24 protein-coding genes are annotated in these 26,954 nt (G+C 70.9%); 17 read left to right on the forward strand and 7 right to left on the reverse strand.

Annotated elements, in window-relative coordinates; genetic code table 11:
• Nucleotides 1-5 precede the first annotated feature (5 nt).
• From plsX to QE401_RS09010, 3 genes are all read right to left on the reverse strand, one after another.
• Complete coding sequence (gene plsX, locus QE401_RS09000; protein ID WP_307140207.1) at nucleotides 6-1,091, reverse strand: phosphate acyltransferase PlsX; 1,086 nt, start codon at nucleotides 1,089-1,091, stop codon at nucleotides 6-8.
• Nucleotides 1,092-1,138: 47 nt separating this feature from the next.
• Nucleotides 1,139-1,342 carry a 50S ribosomal protein L32 gene (gene rpmF, locus QE401_RS09005; protein WP_307137882.1) on the reverse strand — a complete coding sequence of 68 codons (204 nt, stop codon included), beginning with the start codon at nucleotides 1,340-1,342 and terminating at the stop codon, nucleotides 1,139-1,141.
• A gap of 175 nt (nucleotides 1,343-1,517) precedes the next feature.
• Nucleotides 1,518-2,258, reverse strand: a complete 741-nt coding sequence (locus QE401_RS09010) for a GntR family transcriptional regulator (protein WP_307137883.1) — start codon at nucleotides 2,256-2,258, stop codon at nucleotides 1,518-1,520.
• Nucleotides 2,259-2,655: 397 nt separating this feature from the next.
• On the opposite strand from QE401_RS09010, the gene chrA reads away from it, so the two are divergent.
• Both chrA and QE401_RS09020 read left to right on the forward strand, forming a co-directional pair.
• The gene (chrA, locus tag QE401_RS09015) at nucleotides 2,656-4,014 is read left to right on the forward strand and encodes a chromate efflux transporter (protein WP_307137884.1); all 1,359 of its coding nucleotides are present in this window, start codon (nucleotides 2,656-2,658) and stop codon (nucleotides 4,012-4,014) included.
• Between the two features lie 203 nt (nucleotides 4,015-4,217).
• Nucleotides 4,218-5,699, forward strand: coding sequence for a SulP family inorganic anion transporter (locus tag QE401_RS09020; RefSeq protein ID WP_307137885.1), 1,482 nt, complete (start codon nucleotides 4,218-4,220; stop codon nucleotides 5,697-5,699).
• A gap of 45 nt (nucleotides 5,700-5,744) precedes the next feature.
• Here QE401_RS09020 and msrA read toward each other — a convergent pair whose 3' ends face one another.
• Complete coding sequence (msrA, locus tag QE401_RS09025) at nucleotides 5,745-6,302, reverse strand: peptide-methionine (S)-S-oxide reductase MsrA (protein ID WP_307137886.1); 558 nt, start codon at nucleotides 6,300-6,302, stop codon at nucleotides 5,745-5,747.
• 86 nt (nucleotides 6,303-6,388) lie between these two features.
• On the opposite strand from msrA, the gene QE401_RS09030 reads away from it, so the two are divergent.
• Together QE401_RS09030 and QE401_RS09035 are read left to right on the forward strand one after the other, a co-directional pair.
• Nucleotides 6,389-7,471 carry a serine hydrolase domain-containing protein gene (locus QE401_RS09030; protein ID WP_307137887.1) on the forward strand — a complete coding sequence of 361 codons (1,083 nt, stop codon included), beginning with the start codon at nucleotides 6,389-6,391 and terminating at the stop codon, nucleotides 7,469-7,471.
• Between the two features lie 104 nt (nucleotides 7,472-7,575).
• Nucleotides 7,576-8,601, forward strand: a complete 1,026-nt coding sequence (locus QE401_RS09035; protein WP_307137888.1) for a dipeptidase — start codon at nucleotides 7,576-7,578, stop codon at nucleotides 8,599-8,601.
• Nucleotides 8,602-8,681: 80 nt separating this feature from the next.
• On the opposite strand, the gene QE401_RS09040 is transcribed toward QE401_RS09035, so the two are convergent.
• Complete coding sequence (locus QE401_RS09040; RefSeq protein ID WP_307137889.1) at nucleotides 8,682-9,503, reverse strand: GNAT family N-acetyltransferase; 822 nt, start codon at nucleotides 9,501-9,503, stop codon at nucleotides 8,682-8,684.
• The gene (locus tag QE401_RS09045; RefSeq protein ID WP_307137890.1) at nucleotides 9,500-10,879 is read right to left on the reverse strand and encodes a formimidoylglutamate deiminase; all 1,380 of its coding nucleotides are present in this window, start codon (nucleotides 10,877-10,879) and stop codon (nucleotides 9,500-9,502) included. The genes QE401_RS09040 and QE401_RS09045 overlap by 4 nt, the downstream gene beginning before the upstream one ends.
• Nucleotides 10,880-10,957: 78 nt before the next feature.
• Here QE401_RS09045 and hutC point away from each other — a divergent pair, with 78 nt between their 5' ends.
• From hutC to QE401_RS09110, 13 genes are all read left to right on the forward strand, one after another.
• Nucleotides 10,958-11,698 carry a histidine utilization repressor gene (gene hutC, locus QE401_RS09050; protein WP_307137891.1) on the forward strand — a complete coding sequence of 247 codons (741 nt, stop codon included), beginning with the start codon at nucleotides 10,958-10,960 and terminating at the stop codon, nucleotides 11,696-11,698.
• Between the two features lie 20 nt (nucleotides 11,699-11,718).
• A complete protein-coding gene (hutU, locus tag QE401_RS09055; RefSeq protein ID WP_307137892.1) occupies nucleotides 11,719-13,395 on the forward strand; it encodes a urocanate hydratase in 1,677 nt (558 codons plus the stop codon).
• A 2-nt stretch (nucleotides 13,396-13,397) separates the two neighbouring features.
• Nucleotides 13,398-14,936 carry a histidine ammonia-lyase gene (hutH, locus tag QE401_RS09060; RefSeq protein WP_475638079.1) on the forward strand — a complete coding sequence of 513 codons (1,539 nt, stop codon included), beginning with the start codon at nucleotides 13,398-13,400 and terminating at the stop codon, nucleotides 14,934-14,936.
• The gene (gene hutI, locus QE401_RS09065; protein WP_307137893.1) at nucleotides 14,933-16,135 is read left to right on the forward strand and encodes an imidazolonepropionase; all 1,203 of its coding nucleotides are present in this window, start codon (nucleotides 14,933-14,935) and stop codon (nucleotides 16,133-16,135) included. Before hutH ends, hutI begins: the two co-directional genes overlap by 4 nt.
• Before the next feature lie 353 nt (nucleotides 16,136-16,488).
• Nucleotides 16,489-17,526: a pyruvate dehydrogenase (acetyl-transferring) E1 component subunit alpha gene (gene pdhA, locus QE401_RS09070; RefSeq protein ID WP_373461430.1), complete on the forward strand. Its 1,038-nt coding sequence runs from the start codon at nucleotides 16,489-16,491 to the stop codon at nucleotides 17,524-17,526.
• 3 nt (nucleotides 17,527-17,529) lie between these two features.
• Nucleotides 17,530-18,942: a pyruvate dehydrogenase complex E1 component subunit beta gene (locus QE401_RS09075; RefSeq protein ID WP_307137894.1), complete on the forward strand. Its 1,413-nt coding sequence runs from the start codon at nucleotides 17,530-17,532 to the stop codon at nucleotides 18,940-18,942.
• A 14-nt stretch (nucleotides 18,943-18,956) separates the two neighbouring features.
• Nucleotides 18,957-20,276 carry a pyruvate dehydrogenase complex dihydrolipoamide acetyltransferase gene (locus tag QE401_RS09080; protein ID WP_307137895.1) on the forward strand — a complete coding sequence of 440 codons (1,320 nt, stop codon included), beginning with the start codon at nucleotides 18,957-18,959 and terminating at the stop codon, nucleotides 20,274-20,276.
• A complete protein-coding gene (locus QE401_RS09085; protein WP_307137896.1) occupies nucleotides 20,276-20,755 on the forward strand; it encodes a GNAT family N-acetyltransferase in 480 nt (159 codons plus the stop codon). The genes QE401_RS09080 and QE401_RS09085 overlap by 1 nt, the downstream gene beginning before the upstream one ends.
• A 73-nt stretch (nucleotides 20,756-20,828) precedes the next feature.
• The gene (gene lpdA / locus QE401_RS09090; RefSeq protein WP_307137897.1) at nucleotides 20,829-22,226 is read left to right on the forward strand and encodes a dihydrolipoyl dehydrogenase; all 1,398 of its coding nucleotides are present in this window, start codon (nucleotides 20,829-20,831) and stop codon (nucleotides 22,224-22,226) included.
• A 133-nt stretch (nucleotides 22,227-22,359) separates the two neighbouring features.
• Nucleotides 22,360-23,424 carry a lipoyl synthase gene (lipA, locus tag QE401_RS09095; RefSeq protein ID WP_307137898.1) on the forward strand — a complete coding sequence of 355 codons (1,065 nt, stop codon included), beginning with the start codon at nucleotides 22,360-22,362 and terminating at the stop codon, nucleotides 23,422-23,424.
• Nucleotides 23,424-23,909 carry a type II toxin-antitoxin system RatA family toxin gene (locus QE401_RS09100; protein ID WP_307137899.1) on the forward strand — a complete coding sequence of 162 codons (486 nt, stop codon included), beginning with the start codon at nucleotides 23,424-23,426 and terminating at the stop codon, nucleotides 23,907-23,909. The genes lipA and QE401_RS09100 overlap by 1 nt, the downstream gene beginning before the upstream one ends.
• An 81-nt stretch (nucleotides 23,910-23,990) precedes the next feature.
• Nucleotides 23,991-24,176, forward strand: coding sequence for a hypothetical protein (locus QE401_RS09105; protein WP_307137900.1), 186 nt, complete (start codon nucleotides 23,991-23,993; stop codon nucleotides 24,174-24,176).
• A gap of 38 nt (nucleotides 24,177-24,214) precedes the next feature.
• Nucleotides 24,215-25,279 carry a threonine aldolase family protein gene (locus QE401_RS09110; protein ID WP_307137901.1) on the forward strand — a complete coding sequence of 355 codons (1,065 nt, stop codon included), beginning with the start codon at nucleotides 24,215-24,217 and terminating at the stop codon, nucleotides 25,277-25,279.
• A gap of 80 nt (nucleotides 25,280-25,359) precedes the next feature.
• Here QE401_RS09110 and QE401_RS09115 read toward each other — a convergent pair whose 3' ends face one another.
• On the reverse strand, nucleotides 25,360-26,763 hold the full coding sequence (locus QE401_RS09115) for a dipeptidase (protein WP_307137902.1): 1,404 nt from the start codon (nucleotides 26,761-26,763) through the stop codon (nucleotides 25,360-25,362).
• Between the last annotated feature and the right edge of the window lie 191 nt (nucleotides 26,764-26,954).

The following is a 26,954-nucleotide window of genomic DNA, read 5'->3' on the forward strand; positions in this document are numbered from 1 at the left end:
GCCGCTCAGCGGGCGGCGGCGCCCGGTTCGGCCACCACCGTCCGATTGCGCGGCGGCAGGGCGGCCAGTCCTTCACGGATACGCTCGTTGAAGCGGTGGGTGACCATGTCCATGGCGACATCCACCGCATGGGCGAAGCCCAGCGCGTCGGTGCCGCCATGGCTCTTCACCACCACGCCGTTCAGCCCGATCAGCACCGCGCCATTGTAGCGGCGCGGATCCATCCATTCGCGCAGCCGGTCGAGCGCCGGGCGCGCCAGCAGATAGCCGAGCTTGGCCGCCAGCGAGGAGGTGAAGACCTGCTTCAGCAGGCTGCCCACCAGCTTGAAGGCGCCCTCGCCGGTCTTCAGCGCGACATTGCCGGTGAAGCCGTCGGTCACCACCACGTCGACGGTGCCGGCGGTGATGTCGTGCCCCTCGACGAAGCCGTGGAACTGCCCGGCCAGCGGCGATTCGCGCAGCATCTCGGCCGCCTGGCGGACGCGGTCGTCGCCCTTCAGCTCCTCGCTGCCGACATTCAGCAGGCCGATGCTGGGATTGGTCAGGCCCAGCACGGCGCGGGCGAAGGCATCGCCCATCACCGCGAATTCGACCAGGTTGCGCGGGTCGCAGACGATGTTGGCGCCGAGATCGAGCAGCACGACATCGCCGCGGGCCGAGGGGCCGATGGCGGCGAGCGCCGGCCGGTCGATCTCCGGCAGCGACTTCACCACGATCTTGCCCAGCGCCATCAGCGCGCCGGTATTGCCGGCCGAGACCACGCCGGCGGCCTCGCCCCCCGCCACGGCATCGATGGCGATGCGCATGGAGGAGTTGCGGACGCGCAGCGCGGCGGTCGGCTTCATGTCGCCGGGGATCGCCTCGGCGGCATGGCGGATGGTGCAGGCCTTCGCGGCACGCGGCCGCTTGGCCAGCAGCGCGGTCAGCCGCGCCTCATCCCCCACCAGCAGGAAGCGGGCCTTGGGATGCCGCTCCGCGGCGATCTCCAGCCCGTCGAGCACCGAATCCGGCGCATGGTCCCCGCCCATGGCGTCGATGGCCAGGGCGAAGCCTCCCGCAGCCTGGGGCTGTGTCGCCCCGCTCTGCGGCACTGGGACCTGCGACAAGGTGTCGATTTCCTGCAGGCGTTCGGCAGGTATCAGGTGCGGACCGCGGCCTTCAGGGCCTTGCCGGCCTGGACGATCTCACGGCCGTCATAATGGCCGCAGGACGCGCAGACATGGTGCGGGCGCTTCAGCTCACCGCAATTCGGGCACTCATGGTGCGCCTGGGTGGACAGGGCCTCGTGGCTGCGGCGCATCCCGCGGCGGGAGGGCGAAACCTTCTTCTTCGGAACGGCCATGGCGCCGGGCCTCTCTTCTCAAACGTGCTGTGTAGAGTCAGCGGAAATCAAGGAAGGCGGCGCCATTACCACTGCACCCCCCAAGGTGCAAGCACTACGGCCTGGCGCCGGTGCGAAGCGGGGCATGCGATGGGTGCGGGAGACGCCCCTCGCCCGCCCCTGTCCGCCGCCCGGATCAGTCCAGGCGGACGGCGTAGCGGTGGCGTTCGGTGTCGATCATCGACAGCCGGACCTCCACCGCCCGGTCGGCAACATCATAGGCGATACGCTGCACCATCAGAAGCGGCGTGCCCTCGGGCTTGCCCAGCGCGGCCGCCGTCTCGGCATCCGCCGGCGCCGCCGCCAGCTCCTCCTCGGCGCGGGCGATGGTCACGCCATGGGTGCGCTGGAACAGCACATAGAGCTCGGTCGGCAATTCGCCGGGCGGCAGCGAGAATCCGGGGAAGACGGCCGCCGAGAGGGTGCAGCGCTCGAAGATTCGCGGCGAGCCGTCGAGCAGGCGAATCCGCCGCAGCCGGATCACCGGCGCGCCTTCCGGCAGGCCGAGCAGCGCGGCCTCGGCGGATTCGGCGGTGCCGGGGATGCAGGAGACCACCTGGATGCGCGAGACCACGGCGCGGCCGCTGAGGTCGCGCACCCGGAAGAAGGTGTAGCGCGCCGTCTCGCTGGTGTGGCGGGAGACGGTGGTGCCGCGGCCCTGGCGCCGCTCGATCAGGTGGCGCTGCTCCAGCGCCGCCAGTGCCTTGCGCACCGTGCCCTGGGAGACGCCGAGCTCGGCGGCGAGGTCCGGCTCGGAGGGCAGCAGATGGCCGGGCGGCCAGTCGCCGCCGACGATCCGCCCGATGAGAATTTCCTCCACCTGACGGTAGAGCGGGCGGGCGTCCAGTCGCGGCGACGGGGCGGCGGGCATCGGCATGGCGGGCGGGGAACCTCATGGAAAGACAGGCGTGACGCGCGGCGCGCGGTTCGGAAAGGCTGTGTTCACGATCCGCGTGGCCGGATCAAGGCATCGGTAAAAGACAGACTTGTGTCTTATACAAGACCTGCTAAGGTCGGGTCTCTCGGGATTGCGCTGCAGGCCGAGTTTGGGGAGGAAGTCCCGCAAAGGGACCGAGAAAAGCGTGATGACGGCGCCCGGCCATGCCAGGGCGCCGTCCGCGATTCTGGCCCCCTGACCTGGCCTGCCCCTGCTGCCAGGGCGTCACGGCGCGGTCATGTTTCGCGAAAGCTTCGCGCAAGACCCCTGCCCCGCCACCCCGCCGCCGGTTAAGCCTAGCAGGAAGCGCCGCGAGGGCGCGCAGGCGGAGAGGGCGATGCGGCCAGAGGAGCAGCCACAGGGCAGCGGGGCGGCGGCGGTGCCGGGGGATGAGCCCTCGCTGGGCGAGGCGCTGCGCCTGTGGTGGCGCATCGGCTGCCTCTCCTTCGGCGGGCCGGCGGCGCAGATCGCGCTGATGCACCGCGCCGTGGTCGAGGAGAAGCGCTGGGTCGGCGAGGCCCGGTTCCTGCACGCGCTGAATTTCTGCATGCTGCTGCCGGGGCCGGAGGCGCAGCAGCTGGCCACCTATCTCGGCTGGCTGATGCATGGGGTGCGCGGCGGGCTGCTGGCCGGGCTGCTGTTCATCCTGCCCGGCGTCGCGGTGATGCTGGCGCTCTCCCTGCTCTATGCCGGCTTCGGCCAGGTGCCGCTGATCGCCGCGCTGTTCTTCGGCCTGCAATGCGCCGTGCTGGCGCTGGTGGTGGAGGCGCTGGTCAAGGTCGCCCGCCGTGCCTTGCACGGGGCGCTGGCCTGGGCGCTGGCCCTGGCCGCCTTCCTGGCGCTGTTCGCGCTGCAGCTGCCCTTCCCGCTGGTGGTGCTGGCCGCGGCGCTGGCCGGATTCGCCGCCCCCGCCGCGTTGCAGCGCCCGCCCGCCGCCGGCGCGGCGGCCGAGGCGCCGGCGCTGATCGACCGGCTGCTGGCGGCCGAGCCCGGCCGGCCGCAGCGCCTGGCCGCCGGCGCCCGCCGCGCCGGGCTGGCGGCGCTGGCGCTGTGGCTGTGGCCGGTGGCGCTGCTCTCCGGCAGCGGGCTGTTCGGCGACATTGCCTGGTTCTTCGCCCGCATGGCCGTCGTCACCTTCGGCGGCGCCTATGCGGTGCTGGCCTATGTGGCGCAGGAGGCGGTGGAGCATTACGGCTGGCTCTCGGCGCCCGCCATGCTGGCCGGGCTGGGCCTGGCCGAGACCACGCCGGGGCCGCTGATCCTGGTGCTGCAATTCGTGGGCTTCATGGCCGCCTGGCCGCAGGGCGCCTGGGCGGCGGTGGCGGCGGCGCTGCTGACCGTCTGGGTCACCTTCGCCCCCTGCTTCGCCTGGATCTTCCTCGGCGCCCCCTTCATCGAGCGGCTGCAGGCGCAGCCGCGGCTGCGCGGCGCGCTGGCCGGGGTGACGGCGGCGGTGGTCGGCGTCATCGCCAATCTGGCGCTGTGGTTCGCCATCCGCCTGCTGTTCCACGAACGCGCCACCTTGCTGCTCGGGCCGCTGCGGCTGGAATGGCCGGTGCCCTCCAGCCTGGATGGGGCGGCGGCGGCGCTGGCGGTGCTGGCGGCGATCGGGCTGTTCAGCCGGCGCATCGGGCTGGTGCCGCTGCTCGGGCTCAGCGCCCTGGCCGGGCTGGCGCTGCGCGGCATCGGGCTGTGAGGCGGCGGGGCGCTTGCCTCGCGGCGCCGGATCGGCCTAGAGAGGCTTTGTTGCGCTGCAAAAGGCGCCCGAGCGGAAGAGCGACCCTGCCGATGTAGGCCCCTGCCAGCCCCGAACTTCGCCCTGCAAGCCGCGCCCCCGGGCGCGTGTTCCCTGCTGCGCGTGGCTGGCATCTTCTTCCTGTTGTTCCGGAAAATTCGCTCATGTTCTCACCCGCCCGGCTGCGCGCCGAGTGGTTCGGCAATGTCCGTGCCGATCTCCTCTCCGGCCTCGTTGTCGCCCTCGCCTTAATCCCGGAGGCCATCGCCTTCTCGATCATCGCCGGGGTGGACCCGAAGGTCGGCCTCTACGCCTCCTTCTCGATCGCCGTCATCACCGCCATCGCCGGCGGACGGCCGGCCATGATCTCGGCAGCCACCGGCGCCATGGCCGTGGTGATGGTCAGCCTGGTGAAGGAGCACGGGCTGCCATACCTCTTCGCCGCCACCATCCTGACCGGGGTGCTGCAGATGCTGGCGGGCGCCGCGCGGCTGGGGCGCGTCATGCGTTTCGTCTCGCGCTCGGTGCTGACCGGCTTCGTCAACGCGCTGGCCATCCTGATCTTCATGGCGCAGCTGCCGGAGCTGATCGGCGTGCCCTGGCTGACCTACCCGATGGTCGCGGCGGGGCTCGCCATCATCTACCTGCTGCCGCGTCTGACCACCGCTGTGCCCTCCCCGCTGGTCTGCATCCTGGTGCTGACGGCGCTGTCCTGGGCGCTGGGGCTGGAACTGCGCACGGTGGGCGACATGGGCGCGCTGCCGGATTCCCTGCCCGCCTTCCTGCTGCCCGACGTGCCGCTGACGCTGGAGACGCTGCAGATCATCCTGCCCTATTCCGCCACGCTGGCGGCGGTCGGGCTGCTGGAGTCGCTGATGACGGCGGCGGTGGTCGACCAGATGACCGACACCACCAGCCAGCGGAACCGCGAATGCGTGGGCCAGGGGGTGGCGAATTTCGCCACCGGCTTCCTGGGCGGCATGGCCGGCTGCGCCATGATCGGCCAGTCAGTGATCAATGTGCGCTCCGGCGGGCGGACCCGGCTGTCGACGATGGTCGCCGGCGTGGTGCTGCTGTTCCTGATCCTGGTGCTGGGCGATTTGGTGCGGCGCATCCCGATGGCGGCGCTGGTCGCGGTGATGATCATGGTCTCGATCGGCACCTTCGACTGGGCCTCGCTGCGCACGCTGCTGACGCATCCGCGCAGCTCCTCGGTGGTGATGCTGGCCACCGTCGCGGTGGTGCTGGCGACGCATGACCTGGCCAAGGGAGTGCTGGTGGGCGTGCTGCTCTCCGGCATCTTCTTCGCCGGCAAGGTGCGGCGGATGTTCGCGGTGGAGAGCCACCTCTCCGCCGATGGGCGAGAGCGGCGCTACACCGTGCGCGGCCAGGTCTTCTTCGCCTCAGCCGAGGATTTTTGCGCCGCTTTCGACACGCGGGAGGCGGTGGAACGTGTGGTGATCGATGTCAGTCAGGCGCATCTCTGGGACCTGACCGGCATCCATGCGCTGGACCGGGTGGTGCTGGCGCTGCGCGGGCGCGGCGTGGCGGTCGCGGTCACCGGGCTGAACGAGGCCAGTGCCGCGATGGTCGAGCGGCTGGGCCGGCACGACAAGCCGGGCGCGACGCTGGCCGCTGGGCATTGATCACGATGCGGGCCGGGGGGTCGCGCCCCGGCCCGCGCGGCGCGCTCAGGCCGCCTGGCTCTTCAGCCGCGGCGCGAAGCGCTGGCGGAACTTGGCCAGCTTCGGCGCCACGACGACGCGGCAATAGCCGGCCCAGGGGTTGCGGGCGAAATAGTCCTGGTGCTCCGGCTCGGCGACCCAGAAGCGGGCCGGGCCGGTCAGCTCGGTGACCAGCGGCGCCGGCCAGAGCTTTTCCGCCTCCACCTCCGCCATCACCTGCCGCGCCGTCTCAGCCTGCGAGTCGTCGAGCGCGATGATGATGCTGCGGTATTGCGGGCCGATATCGGCGCCCTGGCGGTCCTTGGTGGTCGGGTCGTGCAGGGTGAAGAAGACCCGCAGCAGGTCGGCATAGGACAGCACCGCCGGGTCGAAGCGGATCTGCACCACCTCGGCATGGCCGGTGCGCTTGCCGCAGACGGCTTCGTAGCTGGGGTTCTCGACATGGCCGCCGGCATAGCCGGACTGCACCTCCTCGACGCCCTGCAGCTGGCGATAGGCGGCATCGAGGCACCAGAAGCAGCCACCCCCCAGGATGGCGGTCTCCAGCGTCTTGGTCTGGGACATGATCGGGGGCTCCTTGTCTGTCGGGGCCAGAGATGGGGTGCCGGGGGCCGCTTGCGCAGGGGGCGGGGCAGCGCCACCGTGGCGGGATGAGCGACGATTTCCCGCCCCGCGACCCGGCCGAGGCCGGCTTCGAACCCGCCGCGCTGCGCGACGCCATCGGCTTCGCCGAGGCGCATGACAGCCCCTTCCCGCGCGACATCCAGGCGCATCTGGAGGCCGGCTATTTCGAGCCGCCGCCGGACAACGCGGTGCTGGGCAACACCGCCCCGCGCGGCGCGCCGAACGGGCTGATCCTGCGGCAGGGCCACCGCGTCGCCGCCTGGGGCGATACGCGCCACGTCGACATGACCTTCAGCGTCGCCAAGAGCTATCTGGCGCTGCTGGCGGGCCTCGCCCTGGGCGACGGGCTGATCGACAGCCTGGACAGCCCGGTCTCGGCCAGCGTGTCCGACCCCGCCTTCGCCGGCCCCCACAATGGCGCCATCACCTGGCGGATGCTGCTGCAGCAGACCAGCGAGTGGGAAGGCACGCTGTTCGGCAAGGCCGACCGCATCGACCGCGGCCGCGACCTTAAGCGGGAGGGCGCCGGGCCCAAGGGCATCGACCGCCCGCTGCAGACCCCGGGGAGCTACTGGGAATACAATGACGTCCGGGTGAATGCCCTGTCGCTCGGCCTGCTGCACCGTTTCCGCCGGCCGCTGCCGGAGGTGTTCGCCGAGCGGATCATGGCGCCGATCGGCGGCAGCGGCGAGATGCGCTGGGAGGGCTACCGCACCAGCTTCGTCGAGATCGACGGGCAGCGCATCCAGTCGGTCTCGGGCGGCGGGCATTGGGGTGGCGGCGTCTTCACCCATGCCGAGGACCAGGCGCGCATCGGCCAGCTGATGCTGCAGGACGGGGTATGGGGCGGGAAGCGCGTGCTGCCGGAAGGCTGGGTCGCGGCCTGCACCGCGCCCTGCGCGCTGAACGGGGATTACGGGCTGCTCTGGTGGCTGAACGGAAAGGGCCGCTATCCGGGCGCCAGCCGCGCCAGCTTCCTGGCCCAGGGGGCGGGCGGCAACATCATCTGGATCGACCCCGACCATGCGCTGGTGGCGGTGTTCCGCTGGCTGGACCCGGCGGCCCTGCCGGAGATGCTGGCGCGCGTCACCGCGTCGCTGCGGGGCTGAGGAATGGGCGGGAGGGGCATGGCCCCTCCCCCTTTCGCCCCCGGTTGACGGGGCCGCCGGCCGGGCGGAGTCTGGCGGCCTTACTCCGCTGCCGGACGCGCCCGATGAACGACCAGATCTCCCCCCGCTCCGTCCACGCCGCGACGCTGACGCTGGACACGCATGTCGACATTCCCTGGCCGGAGACGCCCGATCCGCGCGGGGTGACGCAGCGCTGCGTCGACTACCCCAAGATGGCGGCGGGCGGGCTGCGGGCGGTGATCTTCGCCGCCTACCTGCCGCAGGGCCCGCTGACGCCGGAGGGCCACGCGGCCGCCGCGGCGCGCTGCGAGGCGATGCTGCGCGCCATCCGCGCCACCGCCGCCGGCGAGGATCGCCGCATCGTCACCCGCGCGGCCGAGCTGGAGGCCTTGCGCGGCCGCGGCGGCACCGGCGTGCTGCTGGCCGTCGAGAATGGCTATGCGATGGGCGAGGATCTCTCCCGGCTCGCGCTGTGGCGTGGGCTGGGCGCCTGCTACGTCACGCTCACCCATAACGGCCACAACCTGCTGGCGGATTCCGCCATTCCGCGCCCCGATCTGGGCGATGGGCCGGTGCGGCATGGCGGGCTGTCGGCGCTGGGGCGGCAGGCGGTGGCGGAGATGAACGCGCTCGGCCTGCTGGTGGACATCTCGCATGTCGGCAAGGCGGCGATGCTGCAGGCCGTCGAGGTGTCGCGCGCGCCGGTGGTGGCGACGCATACCTGCGTGCGGGCGCTGCGCGACCATGCGCGCAACCTGGATGACGAGCAGATGGATGCGCTGCGCGCCAGTGGCGGGCTGATGCAGATCACCGCCGTGCCGGGTTTCCTGCGCGGGCCGGATGCGGATGGCAAGGTGCGGGCGACCGTGGCCGACATTGCCGACCATGTCGATTACGCGGTGAAGCGCATCGGCATCGGGCATGTCGGGCTGTCCTCGGATTTCGATGGCGGCGGCGGGGTGCAGGGCTGGATGAGCGCCGCCGACAGCGCCAACCTGACCGCCGAGCTGCTCAGCCGCGGCTATGATGCCGAGGCGGTGGATCTGCTGTGGTCCGGCAATTTCCTGCGGCTGATGCGCGCCGCCGAGGCCGTGTCCGCCGCCGGCTGACCGCCGGGCGCCAGCGGCGCCCGGCCCTGACAGAAGAAAGATGGGGGTCCGGGGGAATTCCTTCCCCCGGATTTTTTATTTCAGCCCAGTTCGAAGCTGCAGACCCCGTAGAGCGCCGTGAGGTCGAGCTTCGGGGCTGGTCCGGCATACATGCGCGCCGTCTCGAAGACCGGGGCCATGCCGGCTTCCTCGGCCAGTGCGACGGCCTCCCTGTTGGGCTCGGCGAGGTCGAGGAAGATCGGGCCTTCGGCGTTCGCGATCAGCGCGTTGAAGACCGCGCGGGCGGCGGCGGGGTCGCGGGCGGTGAGCGGGCCGAGCTTGGCGCCCTCGCGGCAGGGGCGCAGCACGCCGAAGGCGCGGCCGGGCAGCATCAGGGCGCGGTGGCCGGGGGCGTGCATCCAGCGATCGAGGAAGGCGCAGCGGTCCTCGGGGAAGACCAGGGCGTCGAGGGAGGCGGCCTCGGCGAGGGTTGCCTGTTGGACCGCGTCGGGCGCGGCGCCGGAGACGGGGCGCGGCGTGGCGGCGGCGTAGCGGATGTTGCGCCAGGCCAGGGCGAAGCCGGAGCGGGCGTAGTTCGCCTGCTGCGCCACCACCCCATCCAGCCCGATGGTCCGGCCCGAGAGGCGATGCATGGCCTCCCGCCACAAAGCGATGCCATGGCCCCGGCCGCGCCGGTCGGGGCGCATGATGTAGAAGCCGATGAAGCCGTGGCCCTCGCCCTGGCGGATGGCGGAGATGCAGCCGATCGGCGCGCCGTCCTCCAGGCCGAGCAGGAAGCCCTCCGGGTCGGCGGCGTGGAAGGTGGCGGCGTCGTGCAGGCCGGGGTTCCAGCCCTCCGCCGCCGCCCAGTCCAGCAGCAGGGGCATTTCTTCGCGCGTGGCGGGGCGGATGGTCAGGGTCATGCGGCCAGTCTTCTCATCGCGGCGCGGAACTCTGCCGCAAGGGCGGGCGCGTGGATATGGCGGCCGTCGCGGACCACGATGCGGCCGCCGGCCACCACCTGGGTCACCGGGTTGCCCTGGCCGCTGAACACCCAGGCATCCAGCAATTCATCCTCCTGTCGGCCGAACAGAGCGGGGTGGTCGGGGTCCAGCACCACGAGGTCGGCGCGCTGGCCGGGGGCGATGCCGGCGATGGGGCGGCCGCTGGCCTGGGCGCCGCCCTGCAGCGCGGCCTCGACCAAATTGCGGCCGGGCCACGGGTGTTCCGGGCTGGTGGCGACGGAGCGTTCCTGCAGGGCGAGGCGCTGGCTGGTCTCGAGCTGGCGCATCTCGTCGCGCGGCGAGGTGCCGACATGGCTGTCGGTGCCGAAGCCGAGGCGCCCGCCGGCGGCGCGATAGGCCGGCAGGCCGAAGATGCCGTCGCCGAGCGAGGCCTCGGTGCTGGGGCAGAGGCCGGCGACGGCGCCGCTGCGGGCCAGGCCCGTCGCCTCGTCCTCGGTCATGTGGGTGCAGTGGATCAGGCACCAGCGGGGGTCGAGGGGGAGGTTGTCGAGCAGCCACTGCACCGGGCGGGCGCCGGTGGCGTCGAGGCATTCGGCCACCTCGCGACGCTGCTCGGCGGCGTGGATGTGGATCGGGCCGGCGAAGGAGGAAAGCTCGCGCAGCATCTCCGGCGTGACGGCGCGCAGCGAATGCGGGGCGAGGCCGAGGCCCGCCTGCGGGTCGCCCGCGATGGCGCCCCGCACGCCGTCCACGATGCGCCAGAAGCCGTCGAGATCGTTGAGGAAGCGGCGCTGCCCCGGCACCGGATCCTTCCCGAAAATGCCGCCATGCCGGTAGAGGCTGGGCAGCAGGGTGATGCCGATGCCGGTGCGGCGCGCCGCCGCCAGATGCCGCAGCGCCATCTCCGCCGGGTCGGCATAGGGCGTGCCATCCGGCTGGTGATGCAGATAGTGGAACTCGGCGATGCTGGTGAATCCCCATTCGAGGCATTCGGCGTAGAGCTGGGCGGCGACGGCCTCGGCATCCTCGGGCGAGAAGCGGCCGACGAAGCGGTACATGGTCTGCCGCCAGGTCCAGAAGGAATCGGCGCCGCCCTCGGCGGTGCGCGCCTCGGGCGGGGAGCGGCGCTCGGCATGGCCGGCCATGGCGCGCTGGAAGGCATGGGAATGCAGGTTGGGCAGGCCGGGGATGGTGACGCCGGGCAGGCGCTCCGCCCCGTCCGCTGACGCCTCCGGGGTGACGCTGGCGATCGACCCCGTGGCGTCGGTGGCGATGCGCACATCCCGCGCCCAGCCCTGCGGCAGCAGCGCGACGGGGGCGAAGTAGTCGGTCATGGCGGGGCCTCCTGCGGGGTCGGTGGTGGCATGGCATCGCGGTTGACGAAACTTGTCAAGACAACCAAACTCAACCTCATGCCCAGCGATGACGCCCCTGCCCTGCTGCCCACGCCGAGTCCGGCGACCCCGCGCTACCAGCAGATCAAGGCCTTCATCCTCAGCCGCGTCTCCAGCGGCGAATGGGGCGCGGAGGACCGGGTCCCCTCCGAGAACGAACTTGTAAAAATGACCGGTGTCTCCCGCGTCACCGTCAACCGGGCGTTGCGGGAGCTGGCGGATGCCGGGCTGCTGGTGCGGGTGCAGGGGGTGGGCACCTTCGTCGCCGGCGCCAAGCCGCAATCCAGCATCCTGGAGCTGCGCGACATCGCCGAGGAAATGGCCGAGCGCGGCAGCCGCCACGCCGCCCAGGTGCTGGCGCAGCATGCGATGCGCGCCGATGCGGCGCTGGCCGCCGGCTTCGGCCTGCCGGAGGGGGCGGAGCTGTTCCGCTGCCGGCTGGTGCATCGCGAGGATGGCGTGCCCGTCCAGTTCGAGGAACGCTACGTCAACCCGGTGATCGCGCCGCGTTTCCTGGAGCAGGATTTCACGCGCATCACCCCCTATCGCTACCTGACCTCCTGCGCGCCGCCGGAGCGGGTGGAGCATGTGGTGGAAGCCACGCGCCCCGAGCCCGACATCGCCGCCGCGCTGGACATCCCGCAAGACGAACCCTGCCTGCTGATCCACCGCCGGACCTGGTCCTGGCGTGTCGTGGCGACGCGGGCCTTTCTCACCCATCCCGGCACGCGCTACCGCCTCGGCGGCGCGCTCGATTGACCATCCAAGGAGTGGCCTGCATGAGCAACACCCGCCTGCGCAATGCCCCCGCCATCCGCGCTCCGCGCGGCGCCACGCTGACCGCCAAGCAGTGGACCACCGAGGCGGCGATGCGGATGCTGATGAACAACCTCGACGATGAGGTGGCCGAGCGCCCCGGCGAGCTGGTGGTCTATGGCGGCATCGGCCGCGCCGCGCGCGACTGGCAGAGCTATGAGCGGATCATCGACGTGCTGAAGCGGCTGGAAGAGAACCAGACGCTGCTGGTGCAGTCGGGCAAGCCGGTCGGCGTGTTCGAGACGCACAAGGACGCGCCGCGCGTGCTGATCGCCAATTCCAACCTGGTTCCCGCCTGGGCGAACTGGGAGCACTTCAACGAGTTGGATCGCGCCGGGCTGATGATGTACGGCCAGATGACGGCCGGCTCCTGGATCTATATCGGCAGCCAGGGCATCGTGCAGGGCACCTACGAGACCTTCGTCGAGGCCGGGCGGCAGCATTTCGGAGGCGACCTCTCCGGGCGCTGGATCCTGACGGCAGGGCTCGGCGGCATGGGCGGCGCGCAGCCCCTGGCCGGCGTGTTCGCCGGCGCCGCGGTGCTGGCGGTGGAATGCCAGCCCAGCCGCATCGAGAAGCGGCTGGAGACGGGTTATCTCGACGCCCGCGCCGACAGCCTGGACGAGGCGCTGGCGATGATCCAGCAGGCCTGCACCGAGAAAAAGGCCATCAGCATCGGCCTGCTGGGCAATGCGGCGGAGATTTTTCCGGAGCTGGTGCGGCGCGGCGTGAAGCCCGACATCGCCACCGACCAAACCAGCGCGCATGACCCGTCGAACGGCTACCTGCCCGCCGGCTGGACGCTGGAGGAATGGGAGGCGAAGCGCCAGAGCGACCCGCGCGGCGTCGCCGCCGCCGCCAAGCGCTCGATGGTGGCGCATGTGCAGGCGATGCTCGACTTCCAGAAGCTGGGCAGCGCCGTGCTCGACTACGGCAACAACATCCGGCAGATGGCCAAGGATGAAGGCCTGGCCAATGCCTTCGACTTCCCGGGCTTCGTGCCGGCCTATATCCGCCCGCTCTTCTGCCGTGGCATCGGGCCCTTCCGCTGGGCGGCGCTGTCCGGTGACCCGGAGGACATCCGCAAGACCGACGCCAAGGTGAAGGAGCTGATCCCCGACGACCAGCACCTGCATCGCTGGCTCGACATGGCGCAGGAAAGAATCCAGTTCCAGGGCCTGCCGGCGCGCATCTGCTGGGTGGGGCTGGGGCAGCGGCACCGGCTCGGCCTCGCCTTCAACGAGATGGTGGCGAAGGGCGAACTCTCGGCGCCCATCGTCATCGGCCGCGACCATCTCGATTCCGGCTCCGTCGCCTCCCCCAATCGCGAGACGGAGGCGATGCAGGACGGCTCGGACGCCGTCTCCGACTGGCCGCTGCTGAACGCGCTGCTCAACACCGCCTCGGGCGCCACCTGGGTGTCGCTGCATCATGGCGGCGGCGTCGGCATGGGCTATTCGCAGCATGCCGGCATGGTGATCGTCGCCGACGGCACGGAGGATGCGGCGCGCCGGCTGAAGCGCGTGCTGTGGAACGACCCCGCGACCGGCGTGATGCGCCATGCCGATGCCGGCTACGACATCGCCATCGACTGCGCCCGCGAACAGGGCCTCGACCTGCCGATGATCGGGAAGCGCTGACCATGCCGAAGCATCTGACCATCGCCCCGGGCCAGGCGGATCTGGCCCAGCTGCGCGCCATCGCCGAGGGCGCTGCGCTCGGACTGCCGGAGGGCTGGCAGGCGCCGCTGGAGCGCGCCGTGGCGGCGCTGGCCGCGCGCATCGACAGCGGCGAGGCGCTGTATGGCGTCAACACCGGCTTCGGCAAGCTGGCCAGCCAGCGCATCGGGCGCGAGGACCTGGCGAAGCTGCAGCGCAACCTGCTGCGCAGCCATGCCGCCGGCATCGGCCCCTTCCTGCCGGCGCCGGTAGTGCGGCTGATCCTGGCGCTGAAGGCGCTGTCCCTGGCGCGCGGCGCCTCCGCCGTGCGGCCCGTGGTGGTGGAAGGGCTGCTGGCGCTGCTCAATGCCGGCGTGCTGCCGGCCATCCCGGCCAAGGGCTCGGTCGGCGCCTCGGGCGACCTGGCGCCGCTGGCGCATCTCTCCCTGGTGCTGATCGGCGAAGGCGAGGCCATCCTCGGCGAGGAGGTGCTGCCCGGCGCCGAAGCGCTGCAGCGCGCCGGCCTCACGCCGCTGGAGCTGGGGCCGAAGGAAGGGCTGGCGCTGCTGAACGGCACGCAGGTCTCCACCGCGCTGGCGCTGACCGGGTTGTTCGCCGCCGCGCGGCTGTGGCGCAGCGGCATCACCGCCGGCGCGCTCAGCACCGATGCGGCGCGCGGCTCCGACACGCCCTTCGACCCGCGCATCCATGCGCTGCGCAACCAGCCGGGGCAGATCGCCGCCGCCGCCGCGCTGCGCGCGCTGCTCGCCGGCAGCGCCATCCGCGACAGCCATCGCGAGGGCGACAGCCGCGTGCAGGACCCCTATTGCCTGCGCTGCCAGCCGCAGGTGATGGGCGCCTGCCTCGACTTGCTGCACAACGCCGCGGCGACGCTGGCGCGGGAGGCCAATGCGGTGACCGACAACCCGCTGGTGACCGAGGAGGGCGAGGTGCTGTCGGGCGGCAATTTCCACGCCGAACCCGTGGCCTTCGCCGCCGACACCATCGCCCTGGCGCTCGCCGAGATCGGCGCCCTGTCGGAGCGCCGCATCGCCCTGCTGACCGACCCGGTGCTCTCCACCCTGCCCGCCTTCCTGGTGCGCGAGGGCGGGCTGAATTCCGGCTTCATGATCGCGCAGGTGACGGCGGCGGCGCTGGCCAGCGAGAACAAGTCGCTGGCCCATCCGCGCAGCGTCGACAGCCTGCCCACCAGCGCCAACCAGGAGGACCATGTCAGCATGGCCACCGGCGCCGCGCTGCGCCTGGCGGAGATGGCCGACAATGTCGCCGCCATCCTGGCGATCGAGCTGCTGGAAGGCGCGCAGGGGGTGGAGTTCCACCGCCCCCTCGCCTCCTCCGCCCCGCTGGAGGAGGCGGTGCGGGCGGTCCGCGCCGTCGCCGCGCCCTGGGAGGAGGATCGCCACATGGCGCCCGACATCGCGGCCGTGAAGCGGCTGGTCGAGCATGGCGCCTTCGCCGGCATCGCGCTGCCCAGCGAGCTGTCGGGGAGCCTGCCGGCATGAGCGGCTTCGACCATGTCTGGGAGGAGGCGAATCTCGCCACCATGCAGGGCGAGGGCCTCGGCCTGGTGGAGGATGGCGCGCTGGCGGTGAAGGATGGCCGCATCGCCTGGGTCGGCCCGCGCGCCAATCTGCCGCGCCACGACGCGCCGGTGACGCGCTGCGGCGGCGCCTGGATCCTGCCCGGGCTGATCGATTGCCACACCCATCTGGTGTTCGGGGCCAACCGCGCCGCCGAGTTCGAGCAGCGCCTGGCGGGTGCGACCTATGAGGAGATCGCCCGCGCGGGGGGCGGCATCTTTTCCAGTGTGCGCGCCACGCGGGCGGCCAGCGAGGCCGAGTTGCTGGAACAGGCCACGCCGCGCCTGCAGGGGCTGATGGCGGAAGGCGTCACCACGGTCGAGATCAAATCCGGCTACGGGCTCGACCTCGATTCCGAGCTGAAGATGCTGCGCGTGGCGCGCCGCCTGGGGGCCGCCCATCCGGTGGAGGTGGTGACCAGCCTGCTCGCCGCCCATGCCGTGCCGCCGGACTTCCCGGGCGGCGCCGAGGCCTATACCGATTTCGTGGTGCGGGACGCCATTCCGCTGGCGGCGCAGACAGGCCTCGCCGATGCGGTGGATGCCTTCTGCGAGCGCATCGCCTTCTCGCCCGAGCAGACGGCGCGGGTGTTCGACGCGGCGAAGGCGGCCGGCCTGCCGGTGAAGCTGCATGCCGACCAGCTTTCCGATCTCGGCGGCGCGGCGCTGGCGGCGCGCTATGGCGCGCTCTCGGCCGACCATCTGGAATATGCCAGCGCCGCGGGGCTGGCGGCGATGGCGGCTGCCGGCACCGTCGCCGTGCTGCTGCCGGGGGCGACCTATTTCATCCGCGAGGCGAAGCACCCCGACATCGCCGCCATGCGCGCGGCCGGGGTGCGGATCGCGCTGTCGACCGACATGAATCCCGGCTCCTCCCCGGCGCGGTCGCTGCTGCTGATGCTCAATCTGGGCTGCACCCTGTTCCGCCTGACGGTGGAGGAGGCGCTGCGCGGCGTCACCCTGCACGCCGCCGCGGCGCTGGGCCTGGCCGATCGCGGCGTGCTGGCGGTGGGCAAGCGGGCCGATTTCGCCCTCTACGGCATCAACCGCCCGGCGGAGCTCTGCTACTGGCTCGGCGGGAATCCCTGCCTCTCCCGCGTGCTGGCGGGCCGCGCCGGCTGAGCCGGACGCATGACAGATCCATGGCGGCGGGCGCCGATCGCCCGCCGCCCGCGCCCGGCGCGGCAGCCCCGCGCCGGGCGCAAGCGATGCGAAACCGGCACGAACATTCCATTCTGTTCGCCAGCCCCGCCCATGACGCAAGCATGCGTCGGGGAGACCGGTTCGCACAGCGTGGCTGTTGCGCCACCCCTTTTGCCACAAGGCATTTAACCGGATTCCGGTTAATCGCTATATTGCGGTGCAGCATCAGAGGCTTAGCCACGCCGCGAAGCTTGCAGTGCGCGCATCGGCCACGTATCTGGGCGAAGCGCCGCCGCCAATTTCGCGCGGGGCGGGCAGAATGGAGCAGCCGGATGGTCCAAGGCGCCGAAGCGGGCACCACCAAGCGTCGCGGCAAGGCAAAGGCCCCGCCCAGCAATTCGGGCGGCCTGTCGCAGGAACAGATGCTGCAGGCCTATCGCGACATGCTGCTGATCCGGCGCTTCGAGGAGAAGGCGGGCCAGCTCTACGGCATGGGTCTGATCGGCGGCTTCTGCCACCTCTATATCGGCCAGGAAGCGGTCGTGGTCGGCATGCAGATGTGCCTGATGCCGGGCGACCAGGTCATCACCTCCTACCGCGACCATGGCCACATGCTGGCCACCGGCATGGAGGCCCGCGGCGTGATGGCGGAGCTGACCGGCCGGTCGGGCGGCTATTCCAAGGGCAAGGGCGGGAGCATGCACATGTTCTCGCGCGAGAAGGGCTTCTTCGGCGGCCATGGCATCGTGGGCGCGCAGGTCAGCCTCGGCGCCGGCCTGGCCTTCGCCAACATGTACAACCAGAACGGCAATGTCTGCCTGACCTATTATGGCGACGGCGCCGCCAATCAGGGCCAGGTGTTCGAGAGCTACAACCTCGCCGCCCTGTTCAAGCTGCCGGTCGTGTTCATCATCGAGAACAACAAATACGGCATGGGCACCAGCGCCGACCGCGCCTCCGCCTCCAAGGACCGCTCCAAGGACGGCACGCCCTGGGGCATCCCGGGCGAGCAGGTGGACGGCATGGATGTCGAGGCGGTGAAGGCCGCCGGCGAGCGCGCCGTCGCCCATTGCCGCGAGGGCAAGGGTCCGTACATCCTCGAGATGAAGACCTACCGCTATCGCGGCCACTCCATGTCCGACCCGGCGAAGTACCGCACGCGGGAGGAGGTGCAGAAGATGCGCGAGCAGCATGACTGCATCGAGACCGCCCGCAAGCGCCTGCTGGAAGGCGGCCTGCCGGAGGATGCGCTGAAGAATGTCGATGACGAGGTGAAGCGCATCGTCGCCGATTCCGCCGAATTCGCCCAGACCTCGCCCGAGCCTGACGAGAGCGAGCTGTGGACCGACGTGCTGCTGGAGGCCCGCTGAACCATGGGTGCCACGATCCTGATGCCCGCCCTCTCCCCCACCATGACCGAGGGGAAGCTGGCGCGCTGGCTGAAGAAGGAAGGCGACGCGGTCAAGGCCGGCGATGTGCTGGCCGAGATCGAGACCGACAAGGCGACCATGGAAGTGGAAGCCGTCGATGAGGGCACGCTGACCAAGATCCTAGTGTCCGAGGGCACCGAGGGCGTCGCGGTCAACTCCGCCATCGCCGAGCTGGATGGCGGCGACGGCGCCGCCGCCTCCGGCCCGCAGCAGCCCGTCTCCAACGCGACGCGCGCCGGCGGCGAGACCGCCGAGGTGGCGAAGGAGGCCGAGGACACGGCCGCCATCGCCGCCAAGGGCACCGAGCAGCGGCCGGAGACGGACGCCCAGCCCAAGGCCCCGGCGCAGGAGGCCGAGAAGGATTGGGGCGAGACCAGGAGCATCACCGTGCGCGAGGCGCTGCGCGATGCCATGGCCGCCGAGATGCGCCGCGACGACAAGGTCTTCCTGATCGGCGAGGAGGTCGCGCAGTACCAGGGCGCCTACAAGGTGTCGCAGGGGCTGCTCGACGAGTTCGGGCCGAAGCGCGTGGTGGACATGCCGATCACCGAGCATGGCTTCACCGGCATGGCGGTGGGCGCGGCCTTCACCGGGCTGAAGCCGATCGTCGAGTTCATGACCTTCAACTTCTCCATGCAGGCGATCGACCAGATCGTGAACAGCGCCGCCAAGACGCTGTACATGTCCGGCGGCCAGCTGGGCTGCCCGATCGTCTTCCGCGGCCCGAACGGCGCCGCGGCGCGCGTCGCGGCGCAGCACAGCCAGTGCTACGCCTCCTGGTACGCGCATGTGCCGGGGCTGAAGGTGGTCGCACCCTGGTCCTCGGCCGACGCCAAGGGCCTGCTGCGCGCCGCCATCCGCGACCCCAACCCGGTGGTCTTCCTGGAAAACGAGATCCTCTACGGGCAGAGCTTCGAATGCCCGACCGATGAGGATTTCATCCTGCCGATCGGCAAGGCCAAGGTCGAGCGCCAGGGCAAGGACGTCACCATCGTCGCCTTCTCGATCGAGGTCGGGCTGGCGCTGAAGGCGGCGGACAAGCTGGCCGAGCAGGGCATCGATGCGGAGGTCATCAACCTCCGCACCATCCGCCCGCTCGACACCGAGACCATCGTCGCCTCGGTGAAGAAGACCAACCGGCTGGTCACCGTCGAGGAAGGCTGGGCCTTCTCCGGCATCGGCGCCGAGGTGGCGATGCAGGTGATCGAGCACGCCTTTGACCATCTGGACGCGCCGCCGGTGCGGGTCGCCGGCCTCGACGTGCCGATGCCCTACGCCGCCAATCTCGAGAAGCTCGCGCTGCCGACCGTCGAGCATGTGGTCGAGGCTGCCAAAACCGTCACCTACAAGAAGTAAGAGGACGCGGGACCATGGCGACCAACATCCTGATGCCCGCCCTCTCGCCCACCATGACCGAGGGCAACCTCGCCCGGTGGCTGAAGAAGGAAGGCGAGGCGGTCAAGGCCGGCGATGTCATCGCCGAGATCGAGACCGACAAGGCGACGATGGAGTTCGAGGCCGTGGATGAGGGCATCCTCGGCAAGATCCTGGTCGCCGAGGGGACCGAGGGGGTGGCGGTGAACACCCCGATCGGCATCCTGGTCGAGGAAGGCGAGGCCGTGCCCGACGCGGCCGAGGCCAAGCCGGCGCCGAAGGCCGAGGCCCCGAAGGCGGAAGCGCCGAAGGCCGAGGCCCCGGAGCCGGAGGCCAAGGCCGAGGCGACGCCGCAGGCCAGGCCGCAGACCAAGGCCGAAGGCGGTCGCGTCTTCGCCTCGCCGCTCGCCCGCCGCATGGCGGAGCAGGCGGGTATCGACCTGTCGGGCATCCAGGGCTCCGGCCCGAATGGCCGCATCGTCAAGGCGGATGTCGAGGCCGCCGCCGGCAAGCCGAAGCAGGCCCCCGCCGCCGCGAAGCAGGACGCCGCCCCGGCCGCCGCTGCCGCCTCCCCCGCCCCTTCCGCCGCGCCGAAGGCCGCGGCGCCCGCCATCACCGCCCCGCACACGGCGGTGCCCAACTCCTCCATGCGCAAGGTCATCGCCAAGCGCCTGTCGGAGAGCAAGGCGACGGTGCCGCATTTCTATGTCTCGATGGATATCGAGCTGGATGCGCTGCTGAAGCTGCGGGCCGATCTGAACGCCCGCGCGCCGAAGGACGGCCCCGGCGCCTTCAAGCTCTCGGTCAACGATTTGATCATCAAGGCCGCCGCGCGGGTGCTGCGCCAGTATCCGAACGTCAACGCCTCCTGGACCGATGACGCGATCATCCAGTACCACGACGTGGACATCTCGGTGGCCGTGTCGATCCCGGACGGGCTGATCACGCCGATCGTCAAGAAGGCCGACCAGAAGGGCCTGGCCGCCATCAGCAACGAGATGAAGGACCTGGCCGCCCGCGCCAAATCCGGCAAGCTCAAGCTGGAGGAGTTCCAGGGCGGCAGCTTCAGCATCTCCAACATGGGGATGTTCGGCGTCACCAGCTTCTCGGCCATCATCAATCCGCCGCAGGGCGGCATCCTGGCGGTCGGCGCCGGGCAGCAGCGCGCGGTGGTGAAGGATGGGGCGCTGGCCGTGGCCACCGTCATGACCTGCACCCTCTCGGTCGATCACCGCGTCGTCGATGGTGCGCTGGCCGCCGAATGGATGGCCGCCTTCAAGAAGGTGGTCGAGGATCCGCTGAGCCTGATGCTCTGATGGCCGCGCCCGGCTTCTTCCTGCGCGAGGCCAGGCCGCGGGACGCCGAAGACGTCCTGCGGCTGGTCCGCGGCCTGGGTGAGTATGAGAAGCTGGGCCATGAGGTCGTGGCCAGCGCGCAGGACTATTACGGCGCGCTGGCGACGAAGCGCATCAGGGGCATCCTGGCGGAGGTCGAGGGCGAGATCGTCGGCCTCGCCCTCTATTACGAGACTTTCTCGACCTTTGCCGGCAAGGCGGGGCTCTGGGTGGAGGATGTCTTCGTCCAGCCCGAGCAGCGCCGCCTCGGCATCGGCCGCGCGCTGTTCCAGGCGCTGGCGCGCAAGGCGCTCGATGAGGGCCATGCCTGGATGGAATGGAACGTGCTCGACTGGAACGAGCCCGCCATCGCCTTCTACCGGCGGATCGGCGCGGTCGGGCGCGAGGAATGGACCGACCAGCGCCTTTCCGGCGACGCGCTGCGCGCGCTGGCCGGCTGAGCCTGCCTCCCCCGCCGGACGGGGAAGACCGAGATCATCTCACCGCGCCAGGCGCGGACAGGAGAGCAAGACGATGGCCGAGCAGTTCGACCTGGTGGTGGTGGGCGGTGGCCCGGGCGGCTATGTCGCCGCCATCCGCGCCTCGCAGCTGAAGATGAAGGTCGCGCTGGTGGAGCGCGAGCATCTGGGCGGCATCTGCCTCAACTGGGGCTGCATCCCGACCAAGGCGCTGCTGCGCGCCTCCGAGATCAACCACCTGCTGCACAGCCTGGACCAGTATGGCTTCGCCGCCGACAATGTCCGCTACGATTTCGCCAAGGTGGTCAAGCGCTCCCGCCAGGTGGCCGGCCAGCTCTCCTCCGGCGTGAAGGGGCTGCTGAAGAAGAACAAGGTCACCGTCTTCGACGGCAGCGGCAAGCTGGCCGGCCCCGGCAAGCTCAGCGTGACGGGCAAGGATGGCAAGCCCGTCGCCGACATTGCCGCCAGGCACATCATCCTGGCCACCGGCGCCCGCGCCCGCGTGATCCCGGGCATCGAGCCGGATGGCAAGCTGATCTGGTCCTATCGCGAGGCCCTGCAGCCCGACATCATGCCGAAGAAGCTGGTGGTGATCGGCTCCGGCGCCATCGGCAGCGAATTCGCCTCCTTCTACCTCAACATGGGCGCCGAGGTGACGCTGATCGAGGTGATGGACCGCATCCTGCCGGTCGAGGATGCCGAGGTCTCGGCCTTCGTGCAGAAATCCTTCACCAAGCAGGGCATGAAGGTGATCACCGGCGCCCGGGTGCAGGGCGTGCGCAAGACCGCCGACGGCATCGTCGCCGTGGTCGAGGCCGGCAACAAGGTGCAGGAGATTGCCGCGGACCGGCTGATCTCGGCCGTCGGCATCGTCGGCAATGTCGAGAATCTCGGCCTCGAAGGCACCAAGGTGAAGGTCGAGCGCACCCATATCGTCACCGACGAATATGGCCGCACCGGCGAGGACGGCGTCTACGCCATCGGCGACCTGACCGGCGCCCCCTGGCTTGCCCACAAGGCCAGCCATGAGGGCATCATCACGGTCGAGGCCATTGCCGGGCTGCACCCGCATGCCATGGATGTCTCCAACATCCCGGGCTGCACCTATTGCCGCCCGCAGGTCGCCTCGGTCGGGCTGACGGAAGCCAAGGCCAAGGAAGCCGGGCACGAGGTCCGCGTCGGCCGCTTCCCCTTCATCGGCAATGGCAAGGCGATCGCGCTGGGCGAGCCGGAGGGCTTCGTCAAGACGGTGTTCGACGCCAAGACCGGCGCGCTGCTGGGCGCCCATATGGTCGGGCCCGAGGTGACCGAGATGATCCAGGGCTACACCATCGCCCGCACCCTGGAGACCACCGAGGCGGAGCTGATGCACACCGTCTTCCCGCACCCGACCGTGTCGGAGGCGATGCATGAAAGCGTGCTCGACGCCTATGGGCGGGTGATCCACATCTGACCGGCCGCGCCGGGGGCGGCGGAGGCCCCCGGCGCCCCCGGCAGCGGCAGCGCGGCCCCGTCCCCCCTCGCCAGGCGGGGGCGCTTCACCATATAGAGGCGATGATGTCGGCGCGTTTGCCGGAGGAGCAGCCATGGCCACCCGTATTCTGATCGACCACCGGGCAGGCGGCGCCGTCTCGAACGCTCCCCCGGCCGAGGGCGCGGCCGGCCTCCCGGCCGAGACGCCGGCGGCCGAGCCGCTGGCCCGCCCGGCGCTGCGCCACCCGGAAAAGGCGCACCGGCCGGACAACCCGATCAAGCGCAAGCCGGACTGGATCCGCGTCAAGGCGCCCACCCACCCGATCTACCACGAGACGCGCAACCTGATGCGCGACAACAAGCTGGTGACGGTGTGCGAGGAGGCGGCCTGCCCCAATATCGGCGAATGCTGGTCGCAGCGCCACGCGACCATGATGATCATGGGCGAGATCTGCACCCGCGCCTGCTCCTTCTGCAACATCACCACCGGCATGCCCAAGGCGCTGGACGCCGATGAGCCGCGCCGGGTGGGCGATGCGGTGGCACAGCTCGGGCTGCGGCATGTGGTGATCACCAGCGTCGACCGCGACGATTTGGCCGATGGGGGTGCGGCGCATTTCGCCGCCACCATCGCCGCCATCCGCGCCGCCGCGCCGGAGACCACGGTCGAGATCCTGACGCCCGATTTCCTGCGCAAGGAGGGCGCGCTGGAGGTGGTGGTGGCCGCCCGCCCCGACGTCTTCAACCACAATCTGGAGACGGTGCCGCGGCTCTACCCCACCATCCGTCCCGGCGCCCGCTACTATCATTCGCTGCGGCTGCTGGACCGGGTGAAGCAGCTCGACCCCTCCATCTTCACCAAGTCCGGCGTCATGGTCGGGCTCGGCGAGACGCGGATGGAGGTGCTGCAGGTGATGGACGACATGCGCAGCGCCGAGATCGATTTCCTGACCATCGGCCAGTATCTGCAGCCCACGGTGAAGCACGCGGCGGTGGACCGCTTCGTCGAGCCGGCGGAGTTCGAGGACTACGCCAAGATGGCCCGCAGCAAGGGTTTCCTGCTGGTCTCCGCGACTCCGCTGACGCGCTCCTCCTACCACGCCGATCGCGACTTCGCGCAGCTGCGCGATGCGCGCAACGCCAGGCTGCAGGCCAGCCAGCAGGTCAACGCCGCCTGATGCCGACGCATGCCGAAAAGCGCATCCTGCGCTACACGCCCGAGCAGCTGTTCAACCTGGTCGCCGATGTGCGGCGCTACCCCGAATTCCTGCCCTGGTGCGTCGGCGCGCGCGTCATCTCGCAGACCGAGACGGAGCTGGTGGCCGACCTGACCATCGGCTTCAAGATGTTCCGCGAGACCTTCCGCTCCCGCGTCCTGCTGGACCGGCCGCATGAGGTCCGCGTCAGCTATGAGAACGGCCCGTTCCGCTACCTGAACAACACCTGGAAATTCATCCCGCACGAGGCCGGCACCGAGGTCGATTTCTTCGTCGATTTCGAGTTCCGCTCGGCCCTGCTGCAGGCGGTGATCGGCATGGTGTTCAACGAGGCGGTGCGCATGATGGTGCGTGCCTTCGAGCGCCGCGCCATGGTGCTGTATGGCCGCGACGGCCGTGCCGCCGCCGCTGCGGCGACCCCGGGCCCGAAGCCGGCCGAGGGCTGAGGCCCGCGTCACAAAGGCGTTGACGCGCCGCGGCCGCCGCCCTGCTGACGCGGGCGGCGCCGCCTGCCATGCTGCGCGGCGATGATCCTGCGATTCCTCCTGCTGCTTCTCCTCGGCGCCGCGCTGGTCGCGCGCCCCTCCGGCCCCGCCTGGCTGCAATCCGTGCCGGCCGCGCTGCTCTGGGGTCTCCTGGTGCTGGTCGCCCTCTGGACGCTGTGGCGGCTCTACCGCAGCCTGCGGGCCGGCATCCGCGACATGAACGAGTGAGTCGCACCCCGCCCGCACAGCCGTGAAAGGCCCGCCGCATGGTGCACGCCCCTGCCCGCCCCCCCGCCGGCGCCCCGCCGGTCCGCATCAACCTCTATTCCGACACCCAGACCCGGCCGACGCCCGCCATGAAGCAGGCGATGATGGTGGCCGAGCTGGGCGATGAGCAGCATGGCGACGACCCGACCGTGCATGCGCTGTGCGATCGCATGGCATCGCTGCTGGGCAAGCAGGCGGCGATGTTCCTGCCCTCGGGCACCATGTGCAACGTCATCGCCATCCTGACGCATTGCCGCCCCGGCGATGAGGTGCTGGCGCATGAAAGCGCCCATATCCTGCACAGCGAGGGCGGCACACATGCGGCGCTGGCGGGGGTGCAGATCAACCCGCTGCGCGGGCCGCGCGGCATGTTCGACGCGGCGACGCTGCGCGCCGCCATCCGCGAGAAGCACCGCTACGCGCCCCCACAGCGCCTGCTGGAGGTCGAGCAGACCGCCAATATCGGCGGCGGCGCGGTCTGGCCGCAGGCGCAGCTCGACGAAGTGGTGGCGATCGCCCGCGAACAGGGCTGGTCCACCCATATGGATGGCGCGCGGCTGATGAACGCCGTGGTCGCCAGCGGCATCCCGGCGGCCGAGATGGTGGCCGGCTTCGACAGCGTCTGGCTGGATTTCACCAAGGGGCTGGGCGCGCCGCTGGGCGCCGTGCTGGCGGGGTCGGAGGCGTTCATCGGCCAGGCCTGGCGCTGGAAGCAGCGCCTTGGCGGCTCGATGCGCCAGGCCGGCATCTGCGCCGCCGCCTGCATCCACGCGCTCGACCACCATGTCGACCGCCTGGCCGAGGACCACGCCAATGCCCGCACCCTGGCGCGCGGGCTGCGCCAGATCGAGGGCGTGGCGGTCGAGGAGCCCGACACCAATCTGGTGTTCTTCGATGTCTCCGGCGCCGGCCGCAGCGCGGCGGAGCTGGTCGATGCGCTGCGCCTGCAGGGCATCCAGCTTTCGATGCTGGGCGGCCGCATCCGCGCCTGCACGCATCTCGACGTCTCGGCGCCGATGATCGAGGAGACGCTCGCGGCCATCCGCGCCACGCTCGGCCGCTGAACAGAAGGCGGGGTCTGGGGAGGATGTTACCTCCCCAGGGCCTCCCCAGCGGGGTCCCGGGGCAGCGCCCCGGGCCTTTTCTACTGTGACTGAGCCAGCCGCCCCAGCAGCCGGGCATGGCTGCGGCTGCCGCTATGCAGGCAGGCCAGTTCGAACTTCTCGTTCGGGCTGTGCACCTGGTCGTCATCCAGGCCGAAGCCCATCAGCAGGCTGTCGAGGCCGAGGATGCTCTTCAGGCTGGACACCACCGGGATCGAGCCGCCGCCGCCCGACAGCACCGCCTTGCGGCCGAACTCTTCTTCCAGCGCGGCGCGCGCCGCCGTCACCGCCGGCGAATCGGTGGGGATGGCGACACCCGGCGCCAGCCCGAACACCTGCAGGCTGAACTGCGCATCCGCCGGCAGGCGGGATTGCACGAAGCTGCGGATGCCCTCGACGATCTTCGCCGGATCCTGCCCCGGCACCAGGCGGCAGGAGAGCTTGGCATGGCCCTCGCACGCGATGACGGTCTTGGACCCCTCGCCCATATAGCCGCCCCAGATGCCGTTGATGTCGGCGGTCGGGCGGGCCCAGAGGCGTTCCGGCGCGCTGCGCCCGGCCTCGCCGCCCGGCACCGACAGCCCCTGCGCGCCGAGGAAGGCGGCCTCGTCGAAGCCGAGCGCATCCCAGGCGGCGCGCTGCTCGGCGCTGGGTTCGGCGACGCCGTCATAGAAGCCGGGGATCTGGATGCGGCCCTGATCGTCCTTCAGCTCGCCCAGGATGCGGGTCAGCAGGTTCAGCACATTGCCGGCCGAGCCGCCGAACAGGCCGGAATGCAGGTCGCGGTCGCCCTGGCGCAGATCGATCTGCACATAGGCCAGGCCGCGCAGGCTGACGGTCAGCCCCGGCACGCCGGGCGCCCACATGTTGGTGTCGCTGATCAGCGCGAAACCGGCCGCCAGCGCTGGCTTCTCCTCCTCCAGCACGGCGTCGAGATGGATGCTGCCGATCTCCTCCTCGCCCTCCACCAGCACGGTGACCGGCAGCGGCGGGCCGCCCGCCACCTTGTGCCAGGCGCGCAAAGCGGCCAGCCAGGTCATCACCTGGCCCTTGTCGTCCACCGCGCCGCGGGCGACCAGCCGCGGGCCGCGCGGACCCTCGGAGACCACCGGCTCGAAGGGCGGGCTGGACCAGAGCTCCAGCGGCTCCGGCGGCTGCACGTCGTAATGGCCGTAGATCAGCACCGGCTTCGCCCCCGGCGCGGCGCCGGTGCCAGGATGGTGGGCGATCACCACCGGATGGCCCGGCGTCTCCCGCAGCCGGCCGCTGAAGCCGATCGCCTCCAGCTCCCGCAGCAGCCATTCGGCGGCACGGCGGCAATCCGGGGCATGGGCGGGCTGGGCGCTGACACTCGGAATGCGCAGCCATTCGATCAGGCTGGCCTCGGTCTCGGCCCGGGCGGAATCGAGCGCGGCGAGAACCCGCGCGGTCTGGTCGGTGCTCATGGCGGGGAGTGTCGCGCTGAGAAAAGAGAAGGAAAAGGTCGGGGGAATGAATTCCCCCGAACCCCCTTCTTTTTTCTGTCAGCGGCCCTGACGGGGCCGGCGCTGAACACGACAACGCAGAGCGGTATCGAGGCGGGACGAAAAGGCGCGCTTCGGCGGAGTGCAGCGTCCCGCCCCGTCACAAGGCGGCG

Origin of the sequence: Pseudoroseomonas cervicalis (assembly GCF_030818485.1) — a bacterium.
GTDB classification, from domain to species: domain Bacteria; phylum Pseudomonadota; class Alphaproteobacteria; order Acetobacterales; family Acetobacteraceae; genus Pseudoroseomonas; species Pseudoroseomonas cervicalis_A.